This is a genomic window from Kouleothrix sp. 19917 (assembly GCF_057073505.1).
Genome location: NZ_CP097099.1, coordinates 5161321 through 5186046, shown reverse-complemented (window position 1 = coordinate 5186046; position 24726 = coordinate 5161321). Strand labels below are relative to the sequence as shown.

19 protein-coding genes and 1 tRNA gene are annotated in these 24726 nt (G+C 62.8%); 9 read left to right on the top strand and 11 right to left on the bottom strand.

Annotated features, from left to right (window positions below; translation table 11 throughout):
- Window positions 1-29 precede the first annotated feature (29 nt).
- The 7 genes from nuoH to M1P90_RS20955 all read left to right on the top strand — a co-directional run bounded on the left by nuoH (window position 30) and on the right by M1P90_RS20955 (window position 9930).
- A complete protein-coding gene (nuoH, locus tag M1P90_RS20985) occupies window positions 30-1358 on the top strand; it encodes an NADH-quinone oxidoreductase subunit NuoH (RefSeq protein WP_483697261.1) in 1329 nt (442 codons plus the stop codon).
- Between the two features lie 63 nt (window positions 1359-1421).
- Window positions 1422-2036: an NADH-quinone oxidoreductase subunit J family protein gene (locus tag M1P90_RS20980; protein WP_483697260.1), complete on the top strand. Its 615-nt coding sequence runs from the start codon at window positions 1422-1424 to the stop codon at window positions 2034-2036.
- A 60-nt stretch (window positions 2037-2096) separates the two neighbouring features.
- Window positions 2097-2414: an NADH-quinone oxidoreductase subunit NuoK gene (gene nuoK / locus M1P90_RS20975; RefSeq protein WP_483704665.1), complete on the top strand. Its 318-nt coding sequence runs from the start codon at window positions 2097-2099 to the stop codon at window positions 2412-2414.
- A 105-nt stretch (window positions 2415-2519) separates the two neighbouring features.
- Window positions 2520-4754: an NADH-quinone oxidoreductase subunit L gene (gene nuoL, locus M1P90_RS20970; RefSeq protein ID WP_483697259.1), complete on the top strand. Its 2235-nt coding sequence runs from the start codon at window positions 2520-2522 to the stop codon at window positions 4752-4754.
- A 111-nt stretch (window positions 4755-4865) separates the two neighbouring features.
- A complete protein-coding gene (locus tag M1P90_RS20965) occupies window positions 4866-6551 on the top strand; it encodes a complex I subunit 4 family protein (RefSeq protein WP_483697258.1) in 1686 nt (561 codons plus the stop codon).
- Window positions 6552-6643: 92 nt separating this feature from the next.
- Window positions 6644-8173, top strand: coding sequence for a complex I subunit 4 family protein (locus M1P90_RS20960; RefSeq protein WP_483697257.1), 1530 nt, complete (start codon window positions 6644-6646; stop codon window positions 8171-8173).
- Window positions 8174-8343: 170 nt separating this feature from the next.
- On the top strand, window positions 8344-9930 hold the full coding sequence (locus M1P90_RS20955; RefSeq protein WP_483704663.1) for an NADH-quinone oxidoreductase subunit N: 1587 nt from the start codon (window positions 8344-8346) through the stop codon (window positions 9928-9930).
- A 71-nt stretch (window positions 9931-10001) separates the two neighbouring features.
- On the opposite strand, the gene M1P90_RS20950 is transcribed toward M1P90_RS20955, so the two are convergent.
- From M1P90_RS20950 to M1P90_RS20910, 9 genes are all read right to left on the bottom strand, one after another.
- Window positions 10002-10472 (bottom strand): ferritin-like domain-containing protein, encoded by a 471-nt coding sequence (locus tag M1P90_RS20950; protein ID WP_483697256.1) that lies wholly within the window; start codon window positions 10470-10472, stop codon window positions 10002-10004.
- 243 nt (window positions 10473-10715) lie between these two features.
- Entirely contained in the window at window positions 10716-11903 is a 1188-nt protein-coding gene (locus M1P90_RS20945; RefSeq protein ID WP_483697255.1) for a M20 metallopeptidase family protein, read from the bottom strand.
- A gap of 25 nt (window positions 11904-11928) precedes the next feature.
- Entirely contained in the window at window positions 11929-14142 is a 2214-nt protein-coding gene (locus M1P90_RS20940; RefSeq protein ID WP_483697253.1) for a glycoside hydrolase family 2 protein, read from the bottom strand.
- A gap of 6 nt (window positions 14143-14148) precedes the next feature.
- Entirely contained in the window at window positions 14149-14907 is a 759-nt protein-coding gene (locus M1P90_RS20935; protein WP_483697252.1) for an alpha/beta fold hydrolase, read from the bottom strand.
- 433 nt (window positions 14908-15340) lie between these two features.
- Window positions 15341-16696, bottom strand: a complete 1356-nt coding sequence (locus tag M1P90_RS20930) for an acetyl ornithine aminotransferase family protein (RefSeq protein ID WP_483697250.1) — start codon at window positions 16694-16696, stop codon at window positions 15341-15343.
- A 285-nt stretch (window positions 16697-16981) separates the two neighbouring features.
- The gene (locus tag M1P90_RS20925) at window positions 16982-18340 is read right to left on the bottom strand and encodes a M20/M25/M40 family metallo-hydrolase (protein ID WP_483697249.1); all 1359 of its coding nucleotides are present in this window, start codon (window positions 18338-18340) and stop codon (window positions 16982-16984) included.
- Between the two features lie 145 nt (window positions 18341-18485).
- Window positions 18486-19523 carry an adenosine deaminase gene (add, locus tag M1P90_RS20920; protein ID WP_483697248.1) on the bottom strand — a complete coding sequence of 346 codons (1038 nt, stop codon included), beginning with the start codon at window positions 19521-19523 and terminating at the stop codon, window positions 18486-18488.
- Between the two features lie 197 nt (window positions 19524-19720).
- Window positions 19721-20173, bottom strand: a complete 453-nt coding sequence (locus M1P90_RS20915) for a VanZ family protein (protein ID WP_483697247.1) — start codon at window positions 20171-20173, stop codon at window positions 19721-19723.
- Window positions 20174-20268: 95 nt separating this feature from the next.
- On the bottom strand, window positions 20269-22098 hold the full coding sequence (locus tag M1P90_RS20910) for a peptide ABC transporter substrate-binding protein (protein WP_483697246.1): 1830 nt from the start codon (window positions 22096-22098) through the stop codon (window positions 20269-20271).
- Window positions 22099-22383: 285 nt separating this feature from the next.
- Here M1P90_RS20910 and M1P90_RS20905 point away from each other — a divergent pair, with 285 nt between their 5' ends.
- Together M1P90_RS20905 and M1P90_RS20900 are read left to right on the top strand one after the other, a co-directional pair.
- Complete coding sequence (locus M1P90_RS20905) at window positions 22384-23715, top strand: M20/M25/M40 family metallo-hydrolase (protein ID WP_483697245.1); 1332 nt, start codon at window positions 22384-22386, stop codon at window positions 23713-23715.
- A 184-nt stretch (window positions 23716-23899) separates the two neighbouring features.
- Window positions 23900-23975 (top strand) — tRNA-Met (locus tag M1P90_RS20900).
- Between the two features lie 117 nt (window positions 23976-24092).
- On the opposite strand, the gene M1P90_RS20895 is transcribed toward M1P90_RS20900, so the two are convergent.
- The gene (locus M1P90_RS20895; protein ID WP_483697243.1) at window positions 24093-24380 is read right to left on the bottom strand and encodes a VOC family protein; all 288 of its coding nucleotides are present in this window, start codon (window positions 24378-24380) and stop codon (window positions 24093-24095) included.
- Window positions 24374-24517, bottom strand: a complete 144-nt coding sequence (locus tag M1P90_RS20890; RefSeq protein ID WP_483697242.1) for a hypothetical protein — start codon at window positions 24515-24517, stop codon at window positions 24374-24376. Before M1P90_RS20890 ends, M1P90_RS20895 begins: the two co-directional genes overlap by 7 nt.
- Between the last annotated feature and the right edge of the window lie 209 nt (window positions 24518-24726).

The following is a 24726-nucleotide window of genomic DNA, read 5'->3' as shown; positions in this document are numbered from 1 at the left end:
CTGCGTTCTGCGCATTACGAGGTTTGAGAATGATCGACATCTTACTTTCCATTTTTGATGGCATTTTGCCAAGCTGGCTGATTTACGTCATCACCTTTATCATCAACACCACGCTCATCCTGATCGTCGCCCCGGTGACGTTTATGATGATGACCTGGTTTGAGCGGCGGATTGTGGCGCGCATGCAGGACCGGCTGGGGCCGAACCGCGTCGGCCCGGCGGGTTTGCTGCAGGCAGTGGCCGACGGCGTGAAGATGTTCACCAAAGAAAACATCACGCCGCGCGCCGCCGACAAATGGGTGCACCTGATTGCTCCGATTGTCGCCACCGCGCCAGTGATCTTTCTGTTTGCGGTGATCCCGTGGGGCTACGGCCTCACGCCGGTCGATATCAATGTCAGCGTGCTGTTTGTGGTCGCCATTTCGTCGATCTCGGCGGTGGGCCTGATGATGGGCGGCTGGGGTTCGAACAACAAGTTTGCGCTGCTGGGCGCGATGCGCGCAGTGGCCCAGATGGTGTCGTACGAAATCCCTGCCGTGATTGCGCTCCTCTCAATGGTGCTATTCACTGGCACCATGAACCTGAACAGCTACACCGATCTGCAGGGCGGCATCCCGCTGCTTGGCAAAACTCTGAGCAACTACATCCCCGACCTTGGCCTGGGCTGGTTTATTTTCACGCCAGTGGGCCTGGTAGGCTTCGCGATCTTCTTCATCTGCATTCTGTCCGAGGGCGAGCGCACACCGTTCGACATTCCCGAAGCAGATTCCGAGATTGTCGCGGGCTATATGACTGAATACAGCGGCATGAAGTTCGCCGTGTTCTATATGGGCCAGTTCCTGTTCAACTATGCGCTCTCTGTGGTTGCCTCGATCATCTTCCTGGGTGGCTGGAACTTCCCGGGCGTGCCGCAGCTGATCTACTATGTGCCGGCGCTGGGCGGGCTGGTTTCGGCCTTTGTGCTGGGCGCGAAAGCATGGTTCCTGTTTTTTGTGATGGTCTGGCTGCGTGGCGCATTCCCGCGCCTGCGCATGGATCAGCTTATGAATTTCGCCTGGAAATTCCTGCTGCCGCTGGCACTGATCAACATCCTGAGCGCCGCGCTGTGGCTGACAGTGATGTTGTGGTGCACTGGCGAGTGCACGCAAAGCCCATGGGCGATTACGATTGGTGGCGTGAATCCGCTGGGCTGGCTTGGCACCGAGGCGTGGCTGCGGCAGTTGGTGGCATTGGTGATTACCGGCGCGATCAATGTTGGCGCGTTCTTCTGGCTGTTGAATGTGAACCGCCGACCAGCGGGCGAAACGCCGGCTGAACTGGCTCAGGATCAGGTGTTTGGCACGGCGTCGCTCCCATAGCGCGCGACCAAATACCATACAATACACTGCCGAAATGAAGTTGTCGGAAGCAAGGATAGAACAATGAATATTCTGATTATGGTCATCTTCTTTGTGCTGTCAGCATTTACGCTGGCCGCCGGGGTGATGGTGGTGACCGTCAAGAATATTATTCACGCTGCGCTGTGGCTGATCGCCTCGTTTTTCACCGTTGCCGCGCTGTACCTGCTGATGGAAGCCGAGTTCATCGCGATCGTGCAGGTGCTTGTGTATGTCGGCGCGATCTCGATCCTGGTGCTGTTCGCGATCATGTTGACGCGGCATGTCACCGGTGAAGGTGTGCGCCAGCTCTACCAGCGCTGGTGGATCGCCCTGATCGTGGCGGCGGCGCTGTTTGGTCTGCTGATTGTGCCGGCGGTGTTCAATCATGAATGGGCGGTGCAGCCGAGCGCTACGCCAACGGCGATTGCCTCGACGGTTGAGATCGGCAAAGCCTTTATGAGCGAGTACCTGCTGCCGTTTGAGGTAGCCTCGGTGCTGCTGCTGGTGGCGCTGATCGGCGCGATTGTGATCGCCTTTGAGGAGCGCTCGGCGCGCCGCAGGGTGCTGACGCTGGCCGAAGAGCTCGAAGTGCGGCGCAAGCGCGGCGAATCGTTGCGCCTGGCCGCAACCACGCAAACGCCCGAGGTTCAGGAATAACACGCTGGCTGGTGCCTGCACCGCCAATGCTTGCTCACACATCAGAGGTTTTCTATGAATATGGTTGACGCTGTGCCGTTGCCCTGGGTGCTGGCGGTGGCAGCCGCTCTGTTCTGCATTGGGCTGTTTGGCTCGCTCTCGCGGCGAAACACTGTCGGCATCCTGCTGGGTGTTGAGCTTATGCTGAACGCGGTGAACCTGAACCTGGTTGCGTTCTGGCGCTACCTGGAGCCAAATGTGGTTGCGGGCCAGGTGTTTGCGCTGTTTATCATCACGGTGGCGGCGGCCGAAGCGGCGGTGGGCCTGGCGATGATCATCGCGATCTATCGCTCGCGGCTGACGGTGAACGCCGATGAAGTCGACACGTTGAAAGGGTAAGAATTCAGGGATCAGAATTCAGAAGTCAGAAGCGCAGTTGCGGTTCTTTGGGCTTGTTCTGAATTCTGGCTCCTGACTCCTGAATTCTGTGGCGAGGCATTATCTATGGGTGTATTTCTTCAATCTGCCTGGCTGATCCCCCTCTTCCCGCTGCTTGGGTTTGCGATTATTACGCTGACCCCGGTACGCGCGAGCAAGACGCTGAGCGGCTGGCTGGCGATTGGCCTGATGGTGGCCGCGACAGTTGTGGCGCTGGGCGTTGGTGCGGAGGTGCTGCAAGGCGTGCATGTTGCGCCCGATGGCACGGCTGCGGTAATGGCGGGCGAAGCACACGCCGAGGGCGAGGCTCCGGCTGCCGAGGGCGAGGGTGGCGAACACGGCTTTGCCTTCCCTGAGGCGAATATCGTGCGCACCTTCCGCTGGGCGCCTGCTGGCGGCGATGCAGCCTTTACCATGGGCTACTACATCGACGCGGCAGTGGCGGCGATGCTGATGATGGTCACGATTGCGTCGACCTGTATTCACCTGTTCTCGCTGGGCTATATGGCCCACGACGCACGGCAATCGCGCTTTTTCTCGTTTATCTCGCTGTTCACCGCCTCGATGCTGCTGATGCTGCTGTCGAGCAATCTGCTGCTGTTCTTCATGGCGTGGGAGCTGATGGGCCTGTGCTCGTACCTGCTGATTGGCTTCTGGTACGACAAGGTCTACGCGAACCCGAACCAGATTACACCGCGCCAGGCCGCGATGAAGGCCTTCATCACCACGCGCGTGGGCGATGTGCTGTTTATGGTGGGCATGGTCTACCTGTGGACCCAGGCTGGCTCGCTTGATTTCGGCACGGGCGAGGGGCAGATTTTCAACCCCGAGTTCCTGGCGCGCATTGGCGGCGAGACGAATGTGCTGGGCATAAGCATTGCGACCGGCATTGCGCTGCTGCTGTTCTGCGGCACGGTTGGCAAGTCGGCGCAGTTCCCGCTGCATGTCTGGCTGCCTGACGCGATGGAAGGCCCCACGCCTGTGTCGGCGCTGATTCACGCGGCCACGATGGTGGCGGCGGGCGTCTTTCTGGTGGGTCGTACCTACCCGATCTTCCAGGCTGACGGCGGCCCGGCGCTGCTGATTGTGTCGATCATTGGCGCATTCACCGCGCTATTTGCGGCGCTGATTGCGGTGGGACAGTTCGACATCAAGCGCATTCTGGCCTACTCGACCCTTTCGCAGCTAGGCTTTATGGTGGCGGCGCTGGGCATTGGCGGCTGGGTGGCAGGTATCTTCCACCTGCTGACACACGCCTTCTTCAAGGCGCTGCTGTTCCTTGGCTCGGGCTCGGTGATCCACGGCATGGAAGCGACGGTCGGGCACGACTCGAATACGGCGCAGGATATCCGTAACATGGGCAATCTGCGCAAGTTCATGCCGATCACCTTCCTGACCTATATGGCTGGCTACCTGGCGCTGGCGGGTATTCCGCCCTTTGCCGGCTTCTGGAGCAAGGACGAAATTCTGGCCGACGCGTTTGGCCACGGCCATCTCGTGGTCTGGATCGTCCTGTCGATCGCGGCATTCCTGACCGCTTTCTATATGACGCGCCAGATTATGGTAGTGTTCTTCGGGAAATTCCGTGGCCATAACCCGCGCGTCGCGACTGCACCGAGCGAACCGAAAGCGGTTGATCACGCCAGCGCCGACCACGGCCATGGCAGCCACGACGACCACGGCCACGGTGGGCACGACCCGCACGAAAGCCCGTGGAACATGACTGTGCCGCTAATTATTCTGGCGGTGTTTGCGGTAATCGCTGGCTTTGCGAACTTGCCTGGCTTTCACTGGCTGAGCACCTTCTTTGGCCAGGAAGCGGCTGAGTTCAATGTGCTGACGGCGGGCATTGCAACGCTGTTGGCGGTTGCAGGTATTGGCCTGGGCTATGCGCTGTACCGCAACGCCTATGCTGGTGCCGAAGATGCCGATCCGCTTGAGCGGATGATGCCGGGCGTCTTCCGGGCGCTGAACCGCAAGCTCTACTTCGACGAGATCTATGCCAGCACCTTTGGCCGGCTTTCGTATGGCCTGGCGGTGGCATGGAACTGGATCGACCGCACCATCCTCGACGGTGTCATCAACGGCACGGGCCTGCTGACAATGTTCTTGGGCCGGTTAAACTTTATTATCGACGACACGTTGCTGAATGATGGCGTTGACGCGGTTTCCGACGGCACGAATACCGTTGGCGATGCCGCCCGCCACACCGAGACGGGTAAGATTCAGGACTATGTCTCGCTGATTTTTGGTGGCGTGGTTATCCTGGGCATTATTTACCTGTATGGCGTACGCAGCTAATCTGGGCTGCGCGCGCGTTCTGCCTCGGGCGGGGCGGTACTCGATCAGCTTTTGCGGCTTGCTCCCGCCGGCTATGCGCGGGCAAGCGGCAGGTCAATGGAAAAGTACCATATGAACTATCTGCAATTTAGTGACGGTCCCTGGCTGACCTTTCTGGTGCTTTCGCCGCTCGTCGGCATGCTGCTGGTGGCACTCAGCGGCGCGCTGCGCATGGACGATCGGATCGTCAAAATCGGCGCGACCGCGTGGTCGCTCACGTCGCTGGGGCTGGCGATCTTCCTGTGGGCGGGCTTTAACCCCAGCCTGGTTGCCGACGGCCAGGGCGTGATCCAGTTTGTTGAGAAGATTCCCTGGATCGACGCGATCAAGGTTGATTACTTCCTGGGCGTGGATGGCATCAGCCTGCCGCTGGTGTTGCTTACCACTGCAATGACGCCCATCGCGATGCTGGCTTCGTTCAGTGTCGATGCGCGCGTGAAGATGCACTATGCGCTGCTGTTTCTGCTGGAAGCGGCGATGCTCGGCTACTTCGTGGCGCTGAATTTCTTCTTCTTCTTTATCTTCTGGGAATTCAGCCTGGTGCCGGCCTTCTTCATCATCCAGAACTGGGGCCGCGACCCCGAAGCGCGCCGGCGCTATGCCGCCTTTAAGTTCTTCGTCTACACCATGGGCGGCTCGGTCGGCATGCTGCTGCTGTTTCAGTTCTTCTATGTGGCGACGCGCGCGGCTGGCATTGCAACCTTCGATCTGGTGACGCTGGGCCGGCTCGGCCAGGGCCTGCCGGTCGATGGGGCGAGCGGCACGCTACAAGACATTATCTACCGTTACGTCGAGAGCGTCGGCATCACGAGCTACCTGGGCAATTTCCCACTCGTCTATACCTCGATTGCGTTCTGGGCGATCTTCATTGCCTTTGCAATCAAGCTGGCGGTGTGGCCGTTCCACACCTGGCTGCCCGACGCTTACTCCGAAGCGCCAACGGCTGGCTCGATCCTGCTTTCGGCGGTGATGTCGAAGATGGGCGCGTATGGCATGCTGCGCATTATGCTGCCGCTCGTGCCCGATGCCGCGCAGTTCTTCGGCCCGGTGATTGGCGCGCTGGCGCTGATTGGTATTGTGGCGGGCGCGTTTGGCGCGCTTTCCTACACTGGCGGCGACATCAAGCGCCTGATTGGCTACACTTCAATCAACCACATGGGCTATGTGGCGCTGGCAATTGCCGCCGCCGCGACCCTGAACAGCGCCGCTGATGCGCAAAGCCGCTCGATTGCGATCAATGGCGCGGTGATGCAGATGGTAGCGCACGGCCTTTCGACCGGCGCGCTGTTCCTGCTGGTGGGCTACCTGTACCAGCGCACCGGCACCTACAACCTGCGCGACTGGGGCGGGCTGCGCAAGGTCATGCCGATGTTCTCGGGCGTGATGGGTGTGGCAATGTTCGCCAACCTGGGCTTACCGGGTCTGGCGGGCTTTGTCGGCGAGTTCTTTATCTTCCGTGGCACCTGGGCGTCGCTGCCGTTCTTCACCCTGCTGGCCACAATTGGCCTGGTGGTGTCGGCGCTGGCGCTGCTGCAGATGTATGCGCGCATCTTCAATGGCCCGCTCAACCCGCGCTGGGATGCCGGCCACGGCGGTCAGGCGCTGCCCGACATGCGCGTGGCGAGCCGCGAATTCCTGGCGGCCGCGCCGCTGCTGGTGCTGCTGCTGATCCTGGGCGTCTACCCGGCGCCAATTATGGACCTTGCGAACCAGACGGCGACCGCGCTGGTGAATGTGTTTACCAGGGTTCTGTCGTAAAGGCGTGCGGTTTGCGCCGGCGTGCGAAAGCGTTCTGGCGCGCACAACCGAGCACTCAATCGAGGTTTGGGACTATCGATTAGGGATGACCTATGTATCTGTATGATCTTAACGCGATCCTGCCCGGTGTGCCCTGGCTCAGCCTGATCTGGCTCAGCATGCTCATCCCTGCGGTGATCATGATGTTCCTGAAGCCCGAGCAGACGTATGCCATCCGGATGGTTGGCACGATCTTCGCTTTTATTTCGCTGGCGCTGTCGCTGCTGCTGTTCTTCGGCTACGACTACACCAGCGCGCAGAAGCTTCAGTTTGTGGAAGAATTACCCTGGCTGCCGCAGGTTGGTATCAACTACATCCTGGCGGTCGACGGCATCAGCATGCCCATGCTCATTCTAAATGGCTTTGTGATCTTCACAGGCGCGCTGATGAGCTGGAACATCGAAAACCGCGCCCGCGAGTACTGGATTTTGCTGCTGTTGCTGACGGCTGGCGTGTACGGCGTGTTCGTGTCGGTCGATCTGTTCCTGTTCTTTGTGTTTTACGAGCTGGCCGTGCTGCCGATGTATCTGCTGATCGGCATCTGGGGCAGCACGCGCAAAGAATATGGCGCGATGAAGCTGACGCTGTACCTGATGGCTGGCTCAGCGATGATCATTATTGGGATGATCGCGCTGTACTTCGGTAGCGGCCTGCGAACCTTCGACATGCGCTTGCTGGCGCAGTCGGCGCTGTTCTCGCGCAACTTCCAGATCGCCTTCTTCCCGCCGCTGTTTCTGGGCTTTGCGGTGCTGGCTGGCATGTTCCCCTTCCACACTTGGAGCCCGACTGGCCACGTGGCCGCGCCCACCGCTGTGTCGATGCTGCATGCCGGCGTGCTGATGAAGCTTGGCGCATACGGCTGCTTGCGCGCCGCGATGTGGCTGATGCCCGATGGCGCGCACTACTGGCTGCTGCCGATTGCGATTGCGACGCTGATCAACGCGGTGTATGGCGCGACCATTGCCATGACGCAGCGCGACTTCAAGTTTATGATCGGCTACTCGTCGGTGAGCCATATGGGCCTGGTGGTGATGGGTCTGGCAACTGGCAATGAGATCGGCCTGATTGGCGCGGTGCTGCAGATGTTTGCACACGGCGTGATGACGGCGCTGTTCTTTGCGGTGGTTGGGCGCATGATCTACGAGCGCACACACACGCGCCAGTTCCCCGAGCTCGGTGGCATGGCGAAAATCATGCCCTTTGCGGCGTTTGTGTTCATCCTCGCGGGTCTGTCGTCGATGGGCATGCCGGGTTTCGCCGGCTTCTGGGCCGAGTTCAACATCTTTATGGGCATGTGGGATCGCTTCCCGCTGATCTCGGTTCTGGCGGCGATCTCGATTCCTATCACGGCGGCCTATATTCTGCGCGCGGTGTACACCGTGTTTTTTGGCGAAGTGAAAGACCCGAGCTTCTTTTCGCTGCCGAAGCTCACCTGGCAGGAATACACTGGCGCGTCGATCCTGGCGGCGGTGATCCTGATTACGGGCCTGTACCCAAGCATCCTGACCGAAATGATTGGCAGCGGCGTGCAGCCAATTGCCCAGGCCATCCAGCAGGCGGGGACGCTGACACTGGGGCGATAACCATAGGTAGAATTCGGGTTTCAGAATTCAGGGCCAGAAGCCGGGCTTGCCCTTTGTGGATTGCAACACCTGCGTCGCTTCATGCTGAGTTCTGACACCTGACTCCTGAGTTCTAGGAGTGTTACGTGACGTTTCAAATCACCGATATCCCGCGGCTGCTGCCCGAACTGATGCTGTTCGCGCTGGCCCTGCTGGTGCTGGGCACCGACGTGCTGGAGCGCTGGGGCACTGATGCGCAGTCGCAGCTGGAGCGCGGCAAGGCGGCTGGCCAGCTTACGGCGATTGGCCTGGGCTTTGTGTTCCTGGTCGGGCTGGTGCAGAGCAAGTATCTGTTCACTATTCCCGAGCCAACCGCCGATACCAACGGCCTGGTAGCGTACCTGATGGCGTTGGGCCGCAACTTGCAGGCCGGCGGGCCGGGCGGCTCGCCCATTCTGGGCGCATTTGCCACCGACAACCTGACGATGATTGCGCGCCTGACCTTTATTGGCGCGGCGTTTCTGACGACGCTGCTGGCGCTCGACTACCGGCCATCGGGCAACCCGGGCGAGTTCTATGCGCTCATCCTGTTCTCGACCGCCGGCATGAACTTTATGGCGGCCTCGTCGGAACTCATTCTGGCCTATATCGCGCTGGAGCTGTCGTCGATTTCGCTCTATATTCTGGCGGGCTACTTCCGCAACGAGCGTACCTCGGCCGAAGCGGGAATTAAGTACTTCCTGTTTGGCGCGCTGTCATCGGGCATTCTGCTGTATGGCATGAGCCTGGCCTATGGCTTCACGGCCAGCGCGAACCTCGCGGCCGGCGGCCAGCCAATTATTGCTACGCTATTCTCCGAGATCGCCAAGGCCGGCGCAACCAGCCCGAATGGCTCGCTGCTGACGCTGTCGGTGATCTTCATCATTGCTGGTATTGGCTACAAAGTCGCGGTGGTGCCATTCCACAGCTGGTCGCCCGACGTGTACCAGGGCGCGCCAACCCCGATTACCGCATTTATCTCGACAGCCTCGAAGACAGCGGGATTTCTGCTGCTGTATCGCGTGCTCGTAACGGCCTTCCCGGCGCTGGCTGGCAAGCCGGGCTTTGAAAGCGGCTTTGGCGGCTGGACGAGCCTGCTGGCGATTATTGCGCTGGTGACGGTTGTGTTTGGCAACCTGTCGGCGCTGCCGCAGAAGAACGCCAAGCGCCTGCTGGCCTATTCCAGCATTGGCCACGCGGGCTTCCTGCTGCTGGCGATCCTGCTGTGGACTTCGTCGTCGGTGAGCGACCGAACGTTCGGCACCGCTTCGCTGATTTACTACCTGATCGCCTATACCGTGACAAACCTGGGCGCGTTTGGCGCGCTGGCCGTTATTCGCGATGCTGTGGGCGGCGATGACATGAGCGACCTGAACGGTTTGTGGCGGCGCAACATCGGCCTGACGCTGATGCTGACGGTGCTGGTGCTCTCGCTGGCGGGCGTGCCGCCGCTGTCGGGCTTCTGGGCGAAGTTCTTCGTCTTTATGGCGGGCTACCAGTCGGGCGCGCTGCTGGTCGTTTCGATCTCGGTCGCGATGACCGTCGTGAGCCTGTACTACTACCTGGGCTTCCTGAAGGCGATGTGGATGAACCCGCCCACGTCCACCGAGCCGGTGACGACCCCGCCCGCGATGAACGCGACGCTGATCGTTTCGACGGTGCTGGTGCTGCTGCTGGGCTTGTTCCCAAATGTCGTGTGGAACATTCTCAGCCAGGCAACGCTGATTGCCGGGCGCTAGCCGATTACAAACGCAAAAACAGAACCGCCGCCGAGATATCTCGGCGGCGGTTTTTGTTGCTATGAGCAAGCCTACGGTTTGGTTTTGCCGCCGCGCTGGCTCGGGTCAGCGACAATGCCCAGGGCAGAAGCAAGGTCGATCTGATGCTCCTGTTCCTGGCGAATAATCTCCTGCAATTCCTCAGCAAGCGCGAACTCGCCCAGTGCGTTGGCCTGCCGGATGCGAACACGATAGTTCGCCACTGTTTCGTCTTCGCCAGCAAGATCGAACTGGAGCATTTCCTTCGAGTCTTCCGAGGTGTCGATGCTTTTGGGCGTTGTGGTCGGGTACACGCCATAGTAGTCGAGCTGCTTGGCGATGCGAATCGCGTGGTCGAGCTCTTCGTGGGCGTGCTTCTCAAGCTCGGCGGCAATATTCATGTACTGCGCTTCGTTGATCACCTGGCTGTAGACGACGTATTGAATAATCGCTTTGTATTCACGCGCCAGGTCTTCCTGAAGCCCCTGGATGAGCTGCTCGCGGCTTACGTTCTGGTCGGCCATTAGGGTATGCTCCTTGTTGCAAAAATATCAATGCGCACCATCGGCGCGCTGGCAAAGGTTCTTACCCCAAGACTTGCATATAGCGTGCCACAATGCCAGGGAACCGAGAACCGAGAACCATAACCACGAAGGCACGAAGACACGAAGGGCGAGAAGAACCGAGAATCGCAGAACGGGCGTATAGCAATACGCCCAGCCTCAGAACGGGCGTATAGCAATACGCCCAGCCTCAGAACGGGCGCGCTACTTCAGCACAACCTCGCCATTCAGGAAGCGCCGCGCCGTTTCGGCCAGGATGGCTGCGCCCACGGGCAGGCAGCGCTCGTCGATATCGAAGACGGGCGTGTGGTGCGCGCGGGGCATGTCGCCCACGGCCGCGCCGAGGTGGAACATTGCGCCCGGCACTTTGTCAGTCATGTAGGCGAAATCTTCCGCGCCCATGCCGGGAGGCGTCGGGTCGAGTGCGTCGGCGCCAAGCATGTCCGTAGCGGTGCGCGCCAGCCAGCCGCTGACTACTGCGCTATTCTTGCCGGCCGGGTAGCCACGCGAAATTTCCAGCCGGTAGTCGCCGCCGAGCGGGCGCACAATGCTCAGCGCACGCTCGACCTGCTCAGCCAGCAGGTTGCGCACATCTTCGTCGTAGCTGCGCAGCGTGCCATGCAGGAAGACCTCGGGCGGAATGACGTTTGAGGCGGTGCCGGCGTGAACCTGCCCGACCGTCAGCACTGCCGGCTGCTGCGGGTCGACGCGACGCGCCACAATGCCGTGGAGTGCCTGAAGCACCGGGCCAAGCATCCACAGTGGGTCGGTGGCCTCGTGCGGGTAGGCGCCATGCCCGCCGCTGCCGGTGATCCAAGCCTTGAACTGGTCGGCCGCGGCTGAGTCCCAGCCGTCGCGCATGGTCACTTTCCCGAACGGCTGCATTGAGTCGACATGCAGGGCGATCACCGCGTCCACGCCATCGAGCGCGCCGTCGCGCAGCATCATGGGCGCGCCACTCATTGGCTGGCCGCCTTCGTCTTCTTCGGCGGGCTGGAACAGCAGGCGCACGCGGCCGCGCAGGCCACCAGCGGCGAATTCCTGCTTGAGCAGGTGCGCCACGCCCAGCAGCATGGCGGTGTGGCCGTCGTGGCCGCAGGCGTGCATCTGGCCGTCGGCGGTCGAGCGGTAGTCGCTCGGGTTCGCCTCCAAAATTGGCAGCGCGTCCATATCGGCGCGAATCGCGATGGTTGGCCCGTCGCCGGTGCCCAGGTCACCGACCACGCCGGTAATGCCAACGCCGGTGCGCACGTCGATGCCACCAATTTCGCGCAGGGTATCAGCCACCAGCGCGGCGGTGCGCACTTCCTGAAAGGCCAGCTCGGGGTGGCGGTGAATATCGCGGCGCAGCCGAACCAGCTCGTCGGCAAGCGCCTGGGCTTTGTGCAGCATAGGGTCGTCCTTCCTCTTCAGGGGCTTATGCGAGCCCAACCGTGATGGTGTAGTTGTTTTCGAGCAGCACGCCAGCCGTATTTGCCAGCGTCAGCTCCAGCCGGTAGTCACCGGGCGCCTCGGGCGTGAGCCGCAGGCGGTCGATTTCAATTGCCATGCTGTCGGGCGGCAGCGTCAGCGCGCGCTCGGCGCGGGCAACTTCGCCATGCGGGCCGTGCAGCACTGCGCGCAGCGTTAGCGGAACTGGCCGGTGCTCGTCGTTCACCATATAGATGGGCAGATCGATGGCCTGGCCAAGCGGGTAGCGGTCGCGATGGAGCAGCGTAAAGGCGTACTGCGGGCTGAACGCGGCCTGCATGGCGTAGTAGGAGCGCTTGGGCACCCGCCAGTAGTCAATAATCGACCACTGCACAGCTGGGTTCGAATCGTTGAACACAAAAGGCAGGATGCCGCCAGTGGGCCGGTATTTGTGGAAGCGCAGCCGGTCGATATAGAAGCGGTTGATCGCGCTCTGGTAGTCCTGCGTCATGGTCACCAGGTCGCTGAGTGAGGCGGCAGTGCGCCAGGCCAGCCAGTAGTCGAACATATTCGGCTGCATATGGTGGCGCGCGGCCACCTGCTCCCAGTCGATCTTGGAGATTTCGGGATCGAGGAACTTGGCGCAGCTTTCGATGTTCGGGAAGCTCTGCGCGCCAAACTCGGTGATGAAACGCAGGTTGGCGGGCGCAAAGCGTTGCACGCGCTCGAAGGTGCGCAGCTGCCCGTATACGCCGCCATACCAGCCAAAATAGAAATGCGCGTCGGTGCCTTTGCGGAAGAAGGGCACGGCATACTCGCCGGAAGCGCGCACGACCGGGCGGGTGCTGTCGTCCTTCAGCGCGGCTTCCTTGAGCTGCACGTCCATCACGTCGCGATTCCAGTTCCAGATGAACACTGAAATATAGGCGCGCACCATCGCGTAGAGCGACTCGTCCTTGGTATCGAGCGCGTAGAGCGGCTCGTTGTGCATGCACCACATCGCCACTGCGGGGTGGTTGCCGAGCAGGGCCAGCATTTCGCGCACCTGTCGCAGTGCCTCGGGCAGTATTTCGCGCCGGTACAGCCACTGGAGCGGGAAATCCTGCCACAGCAGCACGCCGGCCAGGTCGGCGGCTTCGTAGAAGGCGGGATGCTCGACGTGGGCGTGTATGCGCAGCATGTTCATGTGGCACTCAACGGCGAGCTGCACATCGTGGGCGTAGCGCTCGGGCGTCATGGTGGCGATGCGCGTGTCGCCCGGGGCGTAGTTGTTGCCCTTGATGAACACGCGCTTGCCGTTGAGGTAGGCGATCCAGTTGCGCATTTCGAAGCGGCGCAGGCCGTAGGTGAAGCTGTGCGCATCGGAAACTGTGCCGCCATACACAACTTCGAGCGTGATGGTGTAGCAGCTCGGGTGGCCGAGGTCGTGCGTCCACCAGGCTTGCGGGTCGCGCACTTCCAGCGCGCCGGCAATGGTTTGTGGGCCGGCGGCCAGTGCGCGCCGCTGCTCAATCACCTGCACCTCGCCCGCGAAGTTCTTGGGCGCAATCGTCCAGCGCAGGGTGACATCGGCGGCGGCAGCGGCGTCGAGCGTGGCGCGGAAGCGCAGACCGGCAGCAGTTTCGCCCAACGTGTCGGTTTGCAAACGCACCTGCTGGATGCGCGTCGGCCCGGTGCTGATCAGCTCGACTGGCAGCCACACACCGCCCGGGTTAGTCGTTGGGTCGATGCAATCCCAGTGCGAGAACACGCCCGTGATCATGCGCTTGCCGAGCTTGTTGTGCTCGTCGGGGCAGTCAACCTCCAAGACCAGGGTGTTTTCGGCGGCAACCCATTCGGTCACGTCGTATTCCTGCGGGATGAAGTAGCCTTCGTGGCGGCCCAGGTCCACGCCGTTGAAGTAGGGCTGCGACCAGTAGAATATGCCGTTCAGGCGGAGCCAGTAACGAGTGTTGAGTGTTGAGTGTTGAGTGTTAAATTGCGCATGATGCTCCGCAGATTCAACATTTAAATCTGAGACCTCAGACCTTTCATGAGTGAATCGCTTGCGGTACACGAGTTTGCCGGCGTAGCGTTCGAGCAGCGGGTGCTGCTGCCAGTGGGCCGGCAGTTCCTGGGTGAGCCAGGCGTCGTTGTCGAGCGGGTAGAAGCCCTGGCGAAATGCGTCAATCGGCAGGAGCTGCCACTCCCCGCCCAGGGTCGTGCGTGAAGGGAATGTCATATAGTCTCAACTGTTGCGCGCCAGGAAGCCCAGCGCGGCAATGCGGAATAAATCGGGCTGCTCATTCATCACCGGGTGGTTGGCGGCGGGGAGGATGCACAGCTCGGCGCGCGGCATGGCCCGGCGCATGGCAACCTGCTGATCGATATGCCCAAACTGGTCGCGCTCGCCGGCAACAAGCAGCGTGGGCGCGGCGATGCTGGCAAGCTGCTCCAGCGTCAGGTCGGGCTGATTGGGCCAGAACTGCATCATCTGACGCATCAGCGTTTGCCAGTAGCCCGGCGCGTGGTGGGCGTCGTGCAGCGTTTTCATCTCTGCGGCCCAGTCCGGCAGGCGCGTGGCAATCCGCTCAGGGTTCATTTTCGCCAGCATGGCCAGGGTGCGCTCGTCGTTGGTGTATTGCGCGCCGGCCAGGATCAGCGAAAGGACGCGCTCGGGGTGCTGCTGCGCGAAATACAGCAGCGTGATGCCGCCGTCGCTGAAGCCGCAGAAGTGCGCCTGCGCGATGCCCAGCGTGCCGAGCAGGGCCAGCAGGTCGGCCGTGAGCTGCGCGTAGCCGGTGAACGTTGCTGCCGCGCTGGTGCGGCCGTGGCCGCGATGGTCGTAGGCCAGCACGCGGTATCGCTCGGCAAAGGCCGGCAGCACGCCCGCCCAATCCGACTCAATGGTGTCGAGCGCGCCATTGAGCAGCACCAGCGGCGGCGCGTCGGGCGGGCCGTGCAGCTCGTAATACAGGCGCAGGTCAGCAATTTCAGCAATGGGCATCGGGTTTCTCGCGGTCTTCTGGCGCAAGCGTCAGGGTATTCTAGGCGATGCGTATAGGTGTGTCAATGATTGGCGAGATGACGTATTTGTATAGTACTATCGGCTTTGCGTGAACAAAATGTCAAACGCCGTGGCACTTTATTTGATACAGTGGCAATGTCCATTCCACCACCACATTCTTATCATGAGAGGAGGTGATAGGTAATGCAATACGTTCGCCCAGAAGTCCTGGAGACCTACACCGAGGAGGAGTTGGTCGAAGAGGCCGCCGTGTGCGTTGTGTACGGTGGCGTCGGCCCGATCGGCGTCTAATTCTTCGGGTGAGCCAGGCCGGCAGCTCTGCACTCATTCATTCCTTCCCGCTGCCGCTGGTATGCACAGCACGAGGGTCGCCAGTGGCGACCCTCGTTGCGTTGGCGGGTAATTCGCGGCGCTAGCTCTTGTGCAGCACTGCGTTCAGCGTTTCCTCGAACAAGGCCAGCCCTTCATCGGCCTGCGCCTCGGTGAGCACCAGCGGCGGGCAGAAGCGAATAGTCGACGCGCCGCAGGTCAGCAGCAGCAGGCCGCGCCGGAAGGCTTCTTCCATGACATCGTGGGCCAGCTTGCGCGCCGGCTCGCGGGTGTCGCGGTCCTTCACAAACTCCAGGCCGATCATCAGGCCGCGCCCGCGCACCTGCCCGATCTGCTCGTAGCGACCAGCCATTTCCTTCAGGCCCTGCATGAAGTAGCTGCCCACGCGCGCGGCGTTGCCGGCCAGCTCTTCTTCCACCAGCGACAGCACTTCATAGGCGGCGGCGCAGGCCAGCGCGTTGCCGCCGTAGGTGTTGCCGTGCGAACCCGGCTCCCAGCGCTCAGTCAGCTCGCGCCGCGCAATCATCGCGCCAATCGGCACGCCACCGCCCAGGCCCTTGGCCGAGGCGACAATGTCGGGCACAATGCCTTCCTGCTCGAAGGCCCACATCGTGCCGGTGCGGCCCACGCCGCTCTGCACTTCGTCGGCGATCAGCAGGATGCCATACTGGTCGCAGATCTTGCGCAGGCCCTGCATAAAGCCGGGCGCGGGCACCAGGTAGCCGCCCTCGCCCTGGATGGGCTCGACAATGATTGCGGCCACGTCGCGCGGCGGCGCAATGGTGTGGAAAAGCGTTTGCTCGATGTAGTTGAGGCAGACCTCGGTGGTGCGCTCGGGCTCAACATCGAAGGGCGGGCGGTAGGGGTTGGCGTAGAAGGCGTGGAAGGTGCCCGGCACCAGCGGGTAGTAGCCGCGCCGCTGCACCGGCTTGGACGCGGTAAGCGAGAGCGAGCCATACGAACGCCCGTGGAACGCGCCCAGAAAGGCGATAATGCCCTGCCGGCCGGTGACATAGCGCGCCAGCTTGATCGACGCCTCGACGGCTTCGGTGCCGGAGTTGCAGGGGAAGACCTGCCACTCGTGCTCGGCGGGCATCAGGCTGGTCAGTTTCTCGCCAAACTTGACCATTGGCTCGCTGTAGAAGTCGGTGCCAGCCATGTGAATGAACTTGCTGGCCTGCTCTTGCACGGCGCGCACCACGCGCGGGTGCGAGTGCCCGGCCGACACCACCGCGATGCCGGCGTTCAGATCCAGGTAGCGGTTGCCATCGACGTCCCAGACGTAGCAGCCCTCGCCGCGCTCGATGACAAAGGGGTAGACACGCCCGGCGCAGGGCGCATACACCCGCGTATCGCGCTCGACCAGCGCGCGTGCCTTTGGCCCAGGCAGCGCCATGGCCTCAGAAATGGTTGTGTTTGTGTCGGTTGGTGCAGTCACAGGGGCCTCCTTGCGGCGCGCAAGAACAACGCTGTTCCAGCGCACATTCCGGTTAAAATAGCTCGTTTTCCTCTCTACAATCGGGTATTGTAGCCGAGGGGCGCAGGGGCGTCAAGGCAGTGGTCGGGGACAGAAGTGTAGCAGTATTCCGTATGCTTCCTGAGCCATGTCAACGTTGGAACGGGAACGAGAGATATCCACAGATGACGCAGATGACACAGATTTGAGGTCTCTCATCTGCGTCATCTGCGTCATCTGTGGATGAATTTTGCTGCTTTGGTGGTTCTAATCGGCCAGCGCCTGGAACATATGGCAGTTGAACTTCACCGCCTCGTCGAGGTCGCTCAGGCGGATGTGCTCGTCGGGCGCGTGCATGCCATTGGCCCAGTAGGTTGGGTTGCCGGGCGCGCACAGGCCGGGCAGGCCCACGTAGCGCTCCAGCGCGCCAAGCAGCGGCAGCGTGCCGCCAATAATTGGCGTGATTGCGGCGGGCTTGCCGTTGTAGCCTTGCGCGACAGTCGCCATGCGCTGCACAAACGGCTCGTCGATTGGCGTGACGACGGCGGCGCAGCTGCCAAAGGTGCTCACCGCAATGTCCTTGTAGCCGTGCGCGTCGAGGTGGCTGCGCAGCGAGGCCAGAATTGCGTCGGGGTCTTGCCCGGGCACCAGGCGGAAGTCGATCTTGGCCATGGCCTTGGCGGGCAGCACGGTTTTCGAGCCTTCGCCGGTGTAGCCGCTCACCAGGCCGGCGATATTGCATGTTGGGCTGAACGCCTGCCGCTCGCGCAGTGCCAGGCCGGTCAGGCTGTCGGCAAAGCGCTCGACACCAAAGGCGGCGCGCAGTTCGGCTTCGTCGTCGGGCTGGTCGGCCAGCGCGGCAAGCTGTGCCGCCGTCGGCGCAATCACCGACTCGTAGAAGCCGGGCAGCTGCACGCGACCCTCGGGCGAGCGCAGGGTGGCGAGCGCCTGCACCAGCCGCCACGCCGCGCTGGGCAGCATAGGCGCGTTGCCCGAGTGCGCGTCGCCGCCCAGGCAGGTGATGTCGAGCTGGACATACAGCAGCCCTTTGGTGCCGAGGATCAGCTCGGGCCGGCCATCGACGGTGAAGCTCGAACCTTCCCACAGGCAGCCATCGGCCTTGAGCAGGTCGGCATAGGGCTCAGCAATCGCCGGGAAGTGCGGGCTGCCCACTTCTTCCTCGCCCTCGATGATCCAGCGGATGCTGATTGGCAATTCGCCATAGGTGGCGCGCAAGGCGCGAATGGCGGCCAGGCGTGCCGCGATCTCGCCCTTGTTGTCGGAGGAGCCGCGCGCAAAGAGCTTGCCGTCGCGCACGGTCGGCTCGAAGGCCGGCGAGTGCCACAGGTCGAGCGGCTCGGCGGGCTGGACGTCGTAGTGGTTGTAGAGCAGCAGCGTGTAGGGGCTGCGGCCCTTCTGCTCGGCGAAAATCGCGGGCGGCGCGCCCTCGGCCAGCAGGCGGCGGGTGGTGAAGCCGGCTTCTTGCAGCAAGCCCTCGGTCAGGCCAGCCATGGCGTCGATGCCCACGCCCTGCGCGGCGATACTGGGCTGGCGGCAGAGCCGTTCGAGCAGCGCCTGCGCCTCGCCGGCGTTGGCGTTCAGGTAGCTTTGGAGTGCGCTATCCATTGGTTTGTTCCTTTTCTACACCCATATATGGAATTGAGCCACGGAGCGCACAGAGCGCACGGAGTATGAACACAACTCGGTGCGCTTGTGCTCTGTGTGGCAAAAAATCGGTAAGGTGCGGCAGGGCGGGCAGCGATCGCGTACTTCAGGCCAGGCCGTGCTCGGCGCGCAGGCGGGCGAAGTCGGCGGCGAAGCTGGCTTCCAGCGCGGCGCGCTCGGCGGGAGGCAGGAGGCTGGCGCGCACGCCGTTCAGCGCGATGTGCTCGATCTGGTCGGCGCCGAGGCCGAATTGTTCTGCCACAAGCTGATACTCGCGCGTAAGCGTGGTGTTGAACATGGGCGGGTCGTCGGAGCCGAGCGTGACCAGCAGGCCAGCGTCGAGCATGGCGGGGAGCTGGTGGCCGGGCAGGCTTGGCGCGACGCCCAGGCACACGTTGCTGCTTGGGCAGACTTCCAGCGGCGTCTGGCGGGCGTGCAATTCGCGTACCAGGGCCGGGTCTTCCACACAGCGCACGCCATGCCCGATGCGAACGGCATGCAGGTCGCGCAGTGCCCCCCAGATGCTGGCTGGCCCCTCCGTTTCGCCCGCGTGCGGCACGGCGGGCAGCCCGGCGGCGCGGGCGCGCTCGAATGCGGCGCGATGCTTTTCGGGCGGGTTGCCCTGCTCGTCGCCGCCGAGGCCCAGCGCCACCACGCCATCATTCCGCGCGCCGATCGCCCACTCAGCCACCTGCGGGCTATCTTCGCCGGGCATCGAGCGGTCGATATCGAGCACAATGCCCATATGCACGCCCAGCGCCTGCACAGCCCAGGCGCGCGCCCGGTTGAGCGCGGCCAGCTGCTCAGCGAAGGGCATGCCCTTCTGCGCGAAATGCGTGTAGGGCGTGTAGGTCACTTCGCTGTAGCGAATGTTCTGCGCGGCCTGGCCGATCAGAAATTCGCGCGCGATCAGCTCGATGTCGTCGGGCGTGCGCAGGCAGCTGGCGATGGTGTAGTAGATCTGCACAAAGTGCGGGAAGCCGGTGAAAGTGTACCATTCCTGCAGCTCGGGCAATGTGCGCGCGGGCAGGGCCACGCCGTGCCGCTCGGCAAGCGCCAGCAGCGTTTCCGGGCGGATCGACCCTTCAAGATGGACATGCAGCTCGGCTTTTGGCATGGCCGCGATATACGCCGACAGCGACATAGGGCTCCCATTCGCACAATACGTGTTGAAGCGCCTATGATACCACAAGACGGTGCGTGAGCGGGCGACGAGGTGACAGGGCAGTTTTGAATGCTGAGTGCTGAGTTTTAAGTTGGCACTTGGCAGTCGGCAGCTCTGAGTTCTGAAAGCTGAGTGTTAAGAACCTTCTAACCTGCAACCTTCTAACCTGAAACCTTCTAACTCCGTGCCTCTGTGTCTCCGTGGTGAATCTTCCCGTCGCCGGTCGTCAGTTGGTCGTCATTCCTGCGCAGCCACCACCACACCAGCGCCAGCGCCGTCGCTGCGCCACACGCATCGATAATCACGTCGCGCGCGGCCGGGTGGCGCAGCGCCACATACGACTGGTGGAATTCGTCGCTGATGGCGTAGAGCACCGTGAGCAGCCAGGCCCAGCGCCAGCTGGCGGGCCGCGCCGGCAGCACGCGCCACCACAGAATTGCCAGCACGCCATACACCGAGAAGTGCGCGCTTTTCTTGAACAGAAAATCGAGCCAGGGGTCGTCGGGTGAGGGCAGCTTGGATTGTGAGGACAGCGCGAAGATCAGCGCCATCCAGCCGAGAAGCAAGAGCCAGCGCGCCCAGCGGCTGTCGAGCCAGAGGGGCAGGCGCGGGTGAAGTGTTGCGTTCATAGTGTCCTCGTTCAATGCTGCGGTTCGGGCAAGCCCACGCGCGGGCCTGCCTGGATACCGCTGAGCACCGGTCGTGAGACACTCTCCGCGCCAGGTTACGGGCGGGCGCGCTGCCAGCTGCCGATGTTCCAGGTGATCGGCGCGAGCGCGTCGGGCTCGGGGCCGCGCAGGCCAGGTGCTGCCAGCACCACGCTCAGGCGCTGGAACAAGGGCAGCACCGGCAGGGCATCCGTCCAGAGCTGCTGCTGGCGCACATAGGCGGCGAAACGCTGCTCGGGATCGAGCGCGGTCACAGCCTCGCGAATGGCGCGGTTGCCGTCGCGCACACACCAGCCCGCAAAATTATCGCCGCTGAAATTATTATCAGGGCTGGGGATGGCCGCGCAGCTCCACAGCAGCAGGCCGCCCGGGTCGGAGCTGGCGCTCCAGCCGAACAGGGCCATATCGAACTGGCGCTGGAACAGCGGCCCGTCGGGGTTGAACAAATCCTCGGCGGGCAGCGCCTGTGTCTGCACCTCGATGCCGATGTCGCGCATATTCTGCTCGAACATCTGCGTGATCTGCTGGCGCACCGGCGTGTTTTCGGTTGTTAGCAGTGTGAGCGTGAGCGAAATACCGTCGGCGTTAGCGCGCACCCCCGTGTCGTTGGCGAGGTAGCCAGCGTCGTCGAGCTGTTTGCGCGCTTCGTCGGGGTTGAAATCGTAGCGCGTAATCTGGTCGGGCGGCGCGGTTTCGGCCTGGCCGGGCAGCACCCAGCTATCGAGCACCGGCACTTTGCCGCCGAAAATCGTCTGTGTCATCGCCTGGCGGTTGGTGCCAAGCGCGATGGCGTGACGCACGCGCACATCTTGCAGCAGCGACACATCGAGGTTGAAGTCGATATGCTCCCAGTTCGGGCTTGGCACATAGCTGGTGACGATGTCGCTGCTGGGGTCTTTCGCCAGCGCGGCCAGCAGCGCGTCGTTTGGCCGGTCGGCGCTGGCAATGTCGAGGTTGCCATTCAGCAGGCCGGCGCGCAGCAGCTCGGGGTTGGGCAGAAACGCGACTGTGACGCGCTCGGCGCCCGGTGCGTCGCCAAAGTAGTGCGGGTTGCGCGCCAGCACGATCTCGCGGTCGTTGCGGCTTTCGATCATATACGGGCCATAGCCCACCGGCTTGCGCGCAAAATCGCCGCCAAAGACCTGGTCGGGCGGGGTGCTGGCGAGCAGGTGGCGCGGCAATGGCGTCCAGTAGCTCAGAAAGTAGGTCGGGCTGGTGAAATCGGGCCGCAGCGTCGCGCGGGTGGTGTGATCGTCGACGCGCTCGTACTTCACAATTTGCGCCAGCCGGTCGCGCACGTCGGTGCTGGGCGGCGCGGCTTTGGCAGCCTCGTAGGCGAAAACCGAGTCGTCGGCGGTGAGCGCCTGCCCATCCGACCAGCTCAGGCGCGGGTTCCAGTGGAAGGTGACGACCAGCTGATCGACCTGCGTGATGATCTGTGTGACAGTGGTGGTGATGTTGCCGGCGTCGTCGAGATACACATCCGATTTATTGATGATTGCGTCGCCGTTTTCCAGCGATGGGATGCGCTCGAGCACGCCCGTGCCGGTGTAGCCATAGTTGAACGACAGCACCGGCGAAGGAAAAAGAATCTCGCTGATCGGCGCGGCGGCGCGCGCATTTCCTGGCGTCGACTGGTAGGGCAGCAACGTGCGCGGCTGATCGAGCAGGCCAACTGCCAAGCTGCTTGGCGCGGGCGTGGGCGTGAGCGCGGCGGCGGCGGTTGGCGGCAGGCCGATCGGCGCGGGGCTGGGCGTGGCTGCAATATTGGGTACGCCGCCTTCAATCGCGCAGCCACTAACCAGCAGGGCGGCGATGCCAAGCGCCAGACGATGGAGCAGGCGGGCGAAGGTGGGGCGACGGCGTGGGGTTCGTGCTGAATCCATGATTGTGTGCAGGTCTCGTTTATTCAATGATCGGCTCAAAGTCGCCCGAGTCTACCGTATATTAACTATTTTGTCCATTGTGTGCAGCACGAGGCTACACGCTTGCGGGCGCGGTGCACTGGCAGCTTTGCGCGCTTGGGATGCGGCGGCGCACTTTCCTCGGTGCCAGTAGTAGGCTGCGTGCGCCTGCGCGGCGGCGCGCGCGATTCGTTAGGCAAATGCGGCAACGGCGCGCGGCGCGGCTGTGCTATAATGCCCGTAATTCGCGCCATACTGGAGCGGCCCGTGACCGAACCCGCCCTGATCTCGACCGAGCGCCTGCTGAGCGATCTTTCCCAGCTGCTTGGCGTGCCTGCCAGCCCCGGCCAGGCCGATGCGCTCGCCGAGGCAGCCGCACAGGTGGCTGCGCTGATGCGCGCCCACGGGCTTGACGTAACGACTATACCCACCGATGGCGCGCCGGTTGTGATCGGCCGGCGGGCTGGCCGCGCGCCCTTCACCCTGCTGCTCTACCACCACTACGACACCGCGCCAGCCGGGCCGTGGCGGGCCTGGCACCACGAGCCATTCCAGCTTGCCGAGCGCGAAGGGCTGCTGTTTGGGCGCGGCGTGGCCGAGGGCAAAGGCCCGCTGGCCGCGCACCTGAGCGCGATTGCCGCGCTGCTCGAAACCGAGGGCGAGCTGCCCTGCGGTGTCGTGATAGTAGCCGAGGGCGAGGCGCTGGTGGGCAGCCCAAACCTGACGGCCGCGCTGGCCGCCGCGGGTGGCACGCTGGCTGCCGACGCATGCCTCGCCACGGGCGGCGAGCGCGACACCGAAGACCGCCCGTTTTGCTACACCGGCGCGAAGGGCTTGCTGCAACTGCGCCTGCACGTCGGCGGCGCGAACCAGGCGCTGCCGCCCGGCCTGGCCACCAGCGTTGCCAACCCGCTGTGGCAGCTGCTGTGGGCGCTCGGCCAGATCAAAAGCGACCAGGAAGAAGTGCTGATCGAAGGCTTCTACGACGATGTCGAAGGGCCGAGCCGCACCGAGAACCAGTCGATGCGCCAGCTGCTCATGGACGAAGCGACGCGCAAGCGCGCCTGGCAGCTGCCGCGCTTCCTGTTCGACCTTGAGAATGCCTCGCTGGTGCGAACCGAGGCCACCCTGCCGACCTGCAACATTACCAGCCTGGTGGTCGAGCCGGCGAGCGACATTCCGCTCATTCCCACCTCGGCGGCGGCGCGGCTCGACTTCCAGCTCGTACCAAACCAGCAGCCCGACGCGATTGCCGAGCTGCTGCGCGATCACCTCGCCGCCAAGGGCCTGGCAGATATTGCGGTTGAACTGCTGCCGGGTGGCTACGCGGGCGTGCATACCGCCTTCGAGCACCCGTTCATTCAGCAGCTCAACGCCGCCGCCGAAGAGCTGTACAGCGCGCCGCTGCCGCTGCTGCCGCAGGGGCCATTCGCCCAGCCGCTGAGCCTGCTGGCCGCCGCGCTGAACGCGCCCGTGGCTGCAGTTGGCTGCGCCCGCCCGGCCAGCGCCACAGCCGCCCCCAACGAGTGCATCGCGCTGATCGACCTGGTGCGCCACGGGCAGCTGCTGATCGAGCTGCTGGAAGTGTGCGCGCAGTAACGTTTCACATTTGGATGTTAGGACGCAGACGAACACAGATGAACGCGGATACGTAACCTCTTTCCGCGCTCATCTGTGTTCGTCTGCGTCCCGCAGCAGAACTTTTGCCCGTTTGACAGCAGGCCCCGATCGTGGTAGCATAGCAATCGCGCAATTGACGGAGTTGCGCTTCTTTATGCCAAATGCCGGTGTAGCTCAGTGGTTAGAGCGAGCGACTCATAATCGCTAGGTCACAGGTTCAAGTCCCGTCACCGGCACCACCTTTTTCCCTTTCCTCACGCGACGAGCAGCGAGCAGGCGGCAATATGCGGCCAGGGCTTTGCTGCTCTCTGTTTTTACCCTCGTTTTAGACGTGCGAAATCTGGCTAGACGTTATTCTATCCACCCACCAGCACGCCACCCCACGTCGCCGGGTCGATGTCGTCAATCGCCTGCGAGAAGGTCCAGCGGAAGCTGCCTGGATCTTCGGCGGTGTACTGCCGCTCGCCGTAGGGGTAGTTGGCGGGCGGGGCGATGATGCGCGCGCCGCGTTCGGCCGCACGGGCGTGGTGCCCGTCGGCATCGTCCACGCACACCATCAGCGAGCAGCCCGGCGCGGCGCGCTCGGCGGGACCGCCACCCGGGCGCTGCACAGCCACAAACGCCGTCCCCGCGCCGATCAGCATCTCTGTGTGCGGTGCGCGCCAATCCGCAGGCGCTCGGTGAAGCCAAAAGTGGCGCACAGCCACGCCACCGCGGCGGGCATGTCGTCGTAGAGCAGTTCGGGAATAAGCGTGCCGGGTGGCATTGAACGATTCTGCATGGCTTTCTCCTTCTTTGTGTAACCCGCGGTGCCTCGACTCTACCACGCGCCACGCGCCCGATCAAGACTAAATTCGCTCATATGTTCGCGGTGTGGGAGTGTTGAATTTTGAGTGCTGAGTCTTAAGTTGGCTGAGATTAACGAATGAAGAACCGAGAACCGCAAAACCTCCGCGCCCTTTGCGCTCTTTGCGGTGAATACTACGGCCG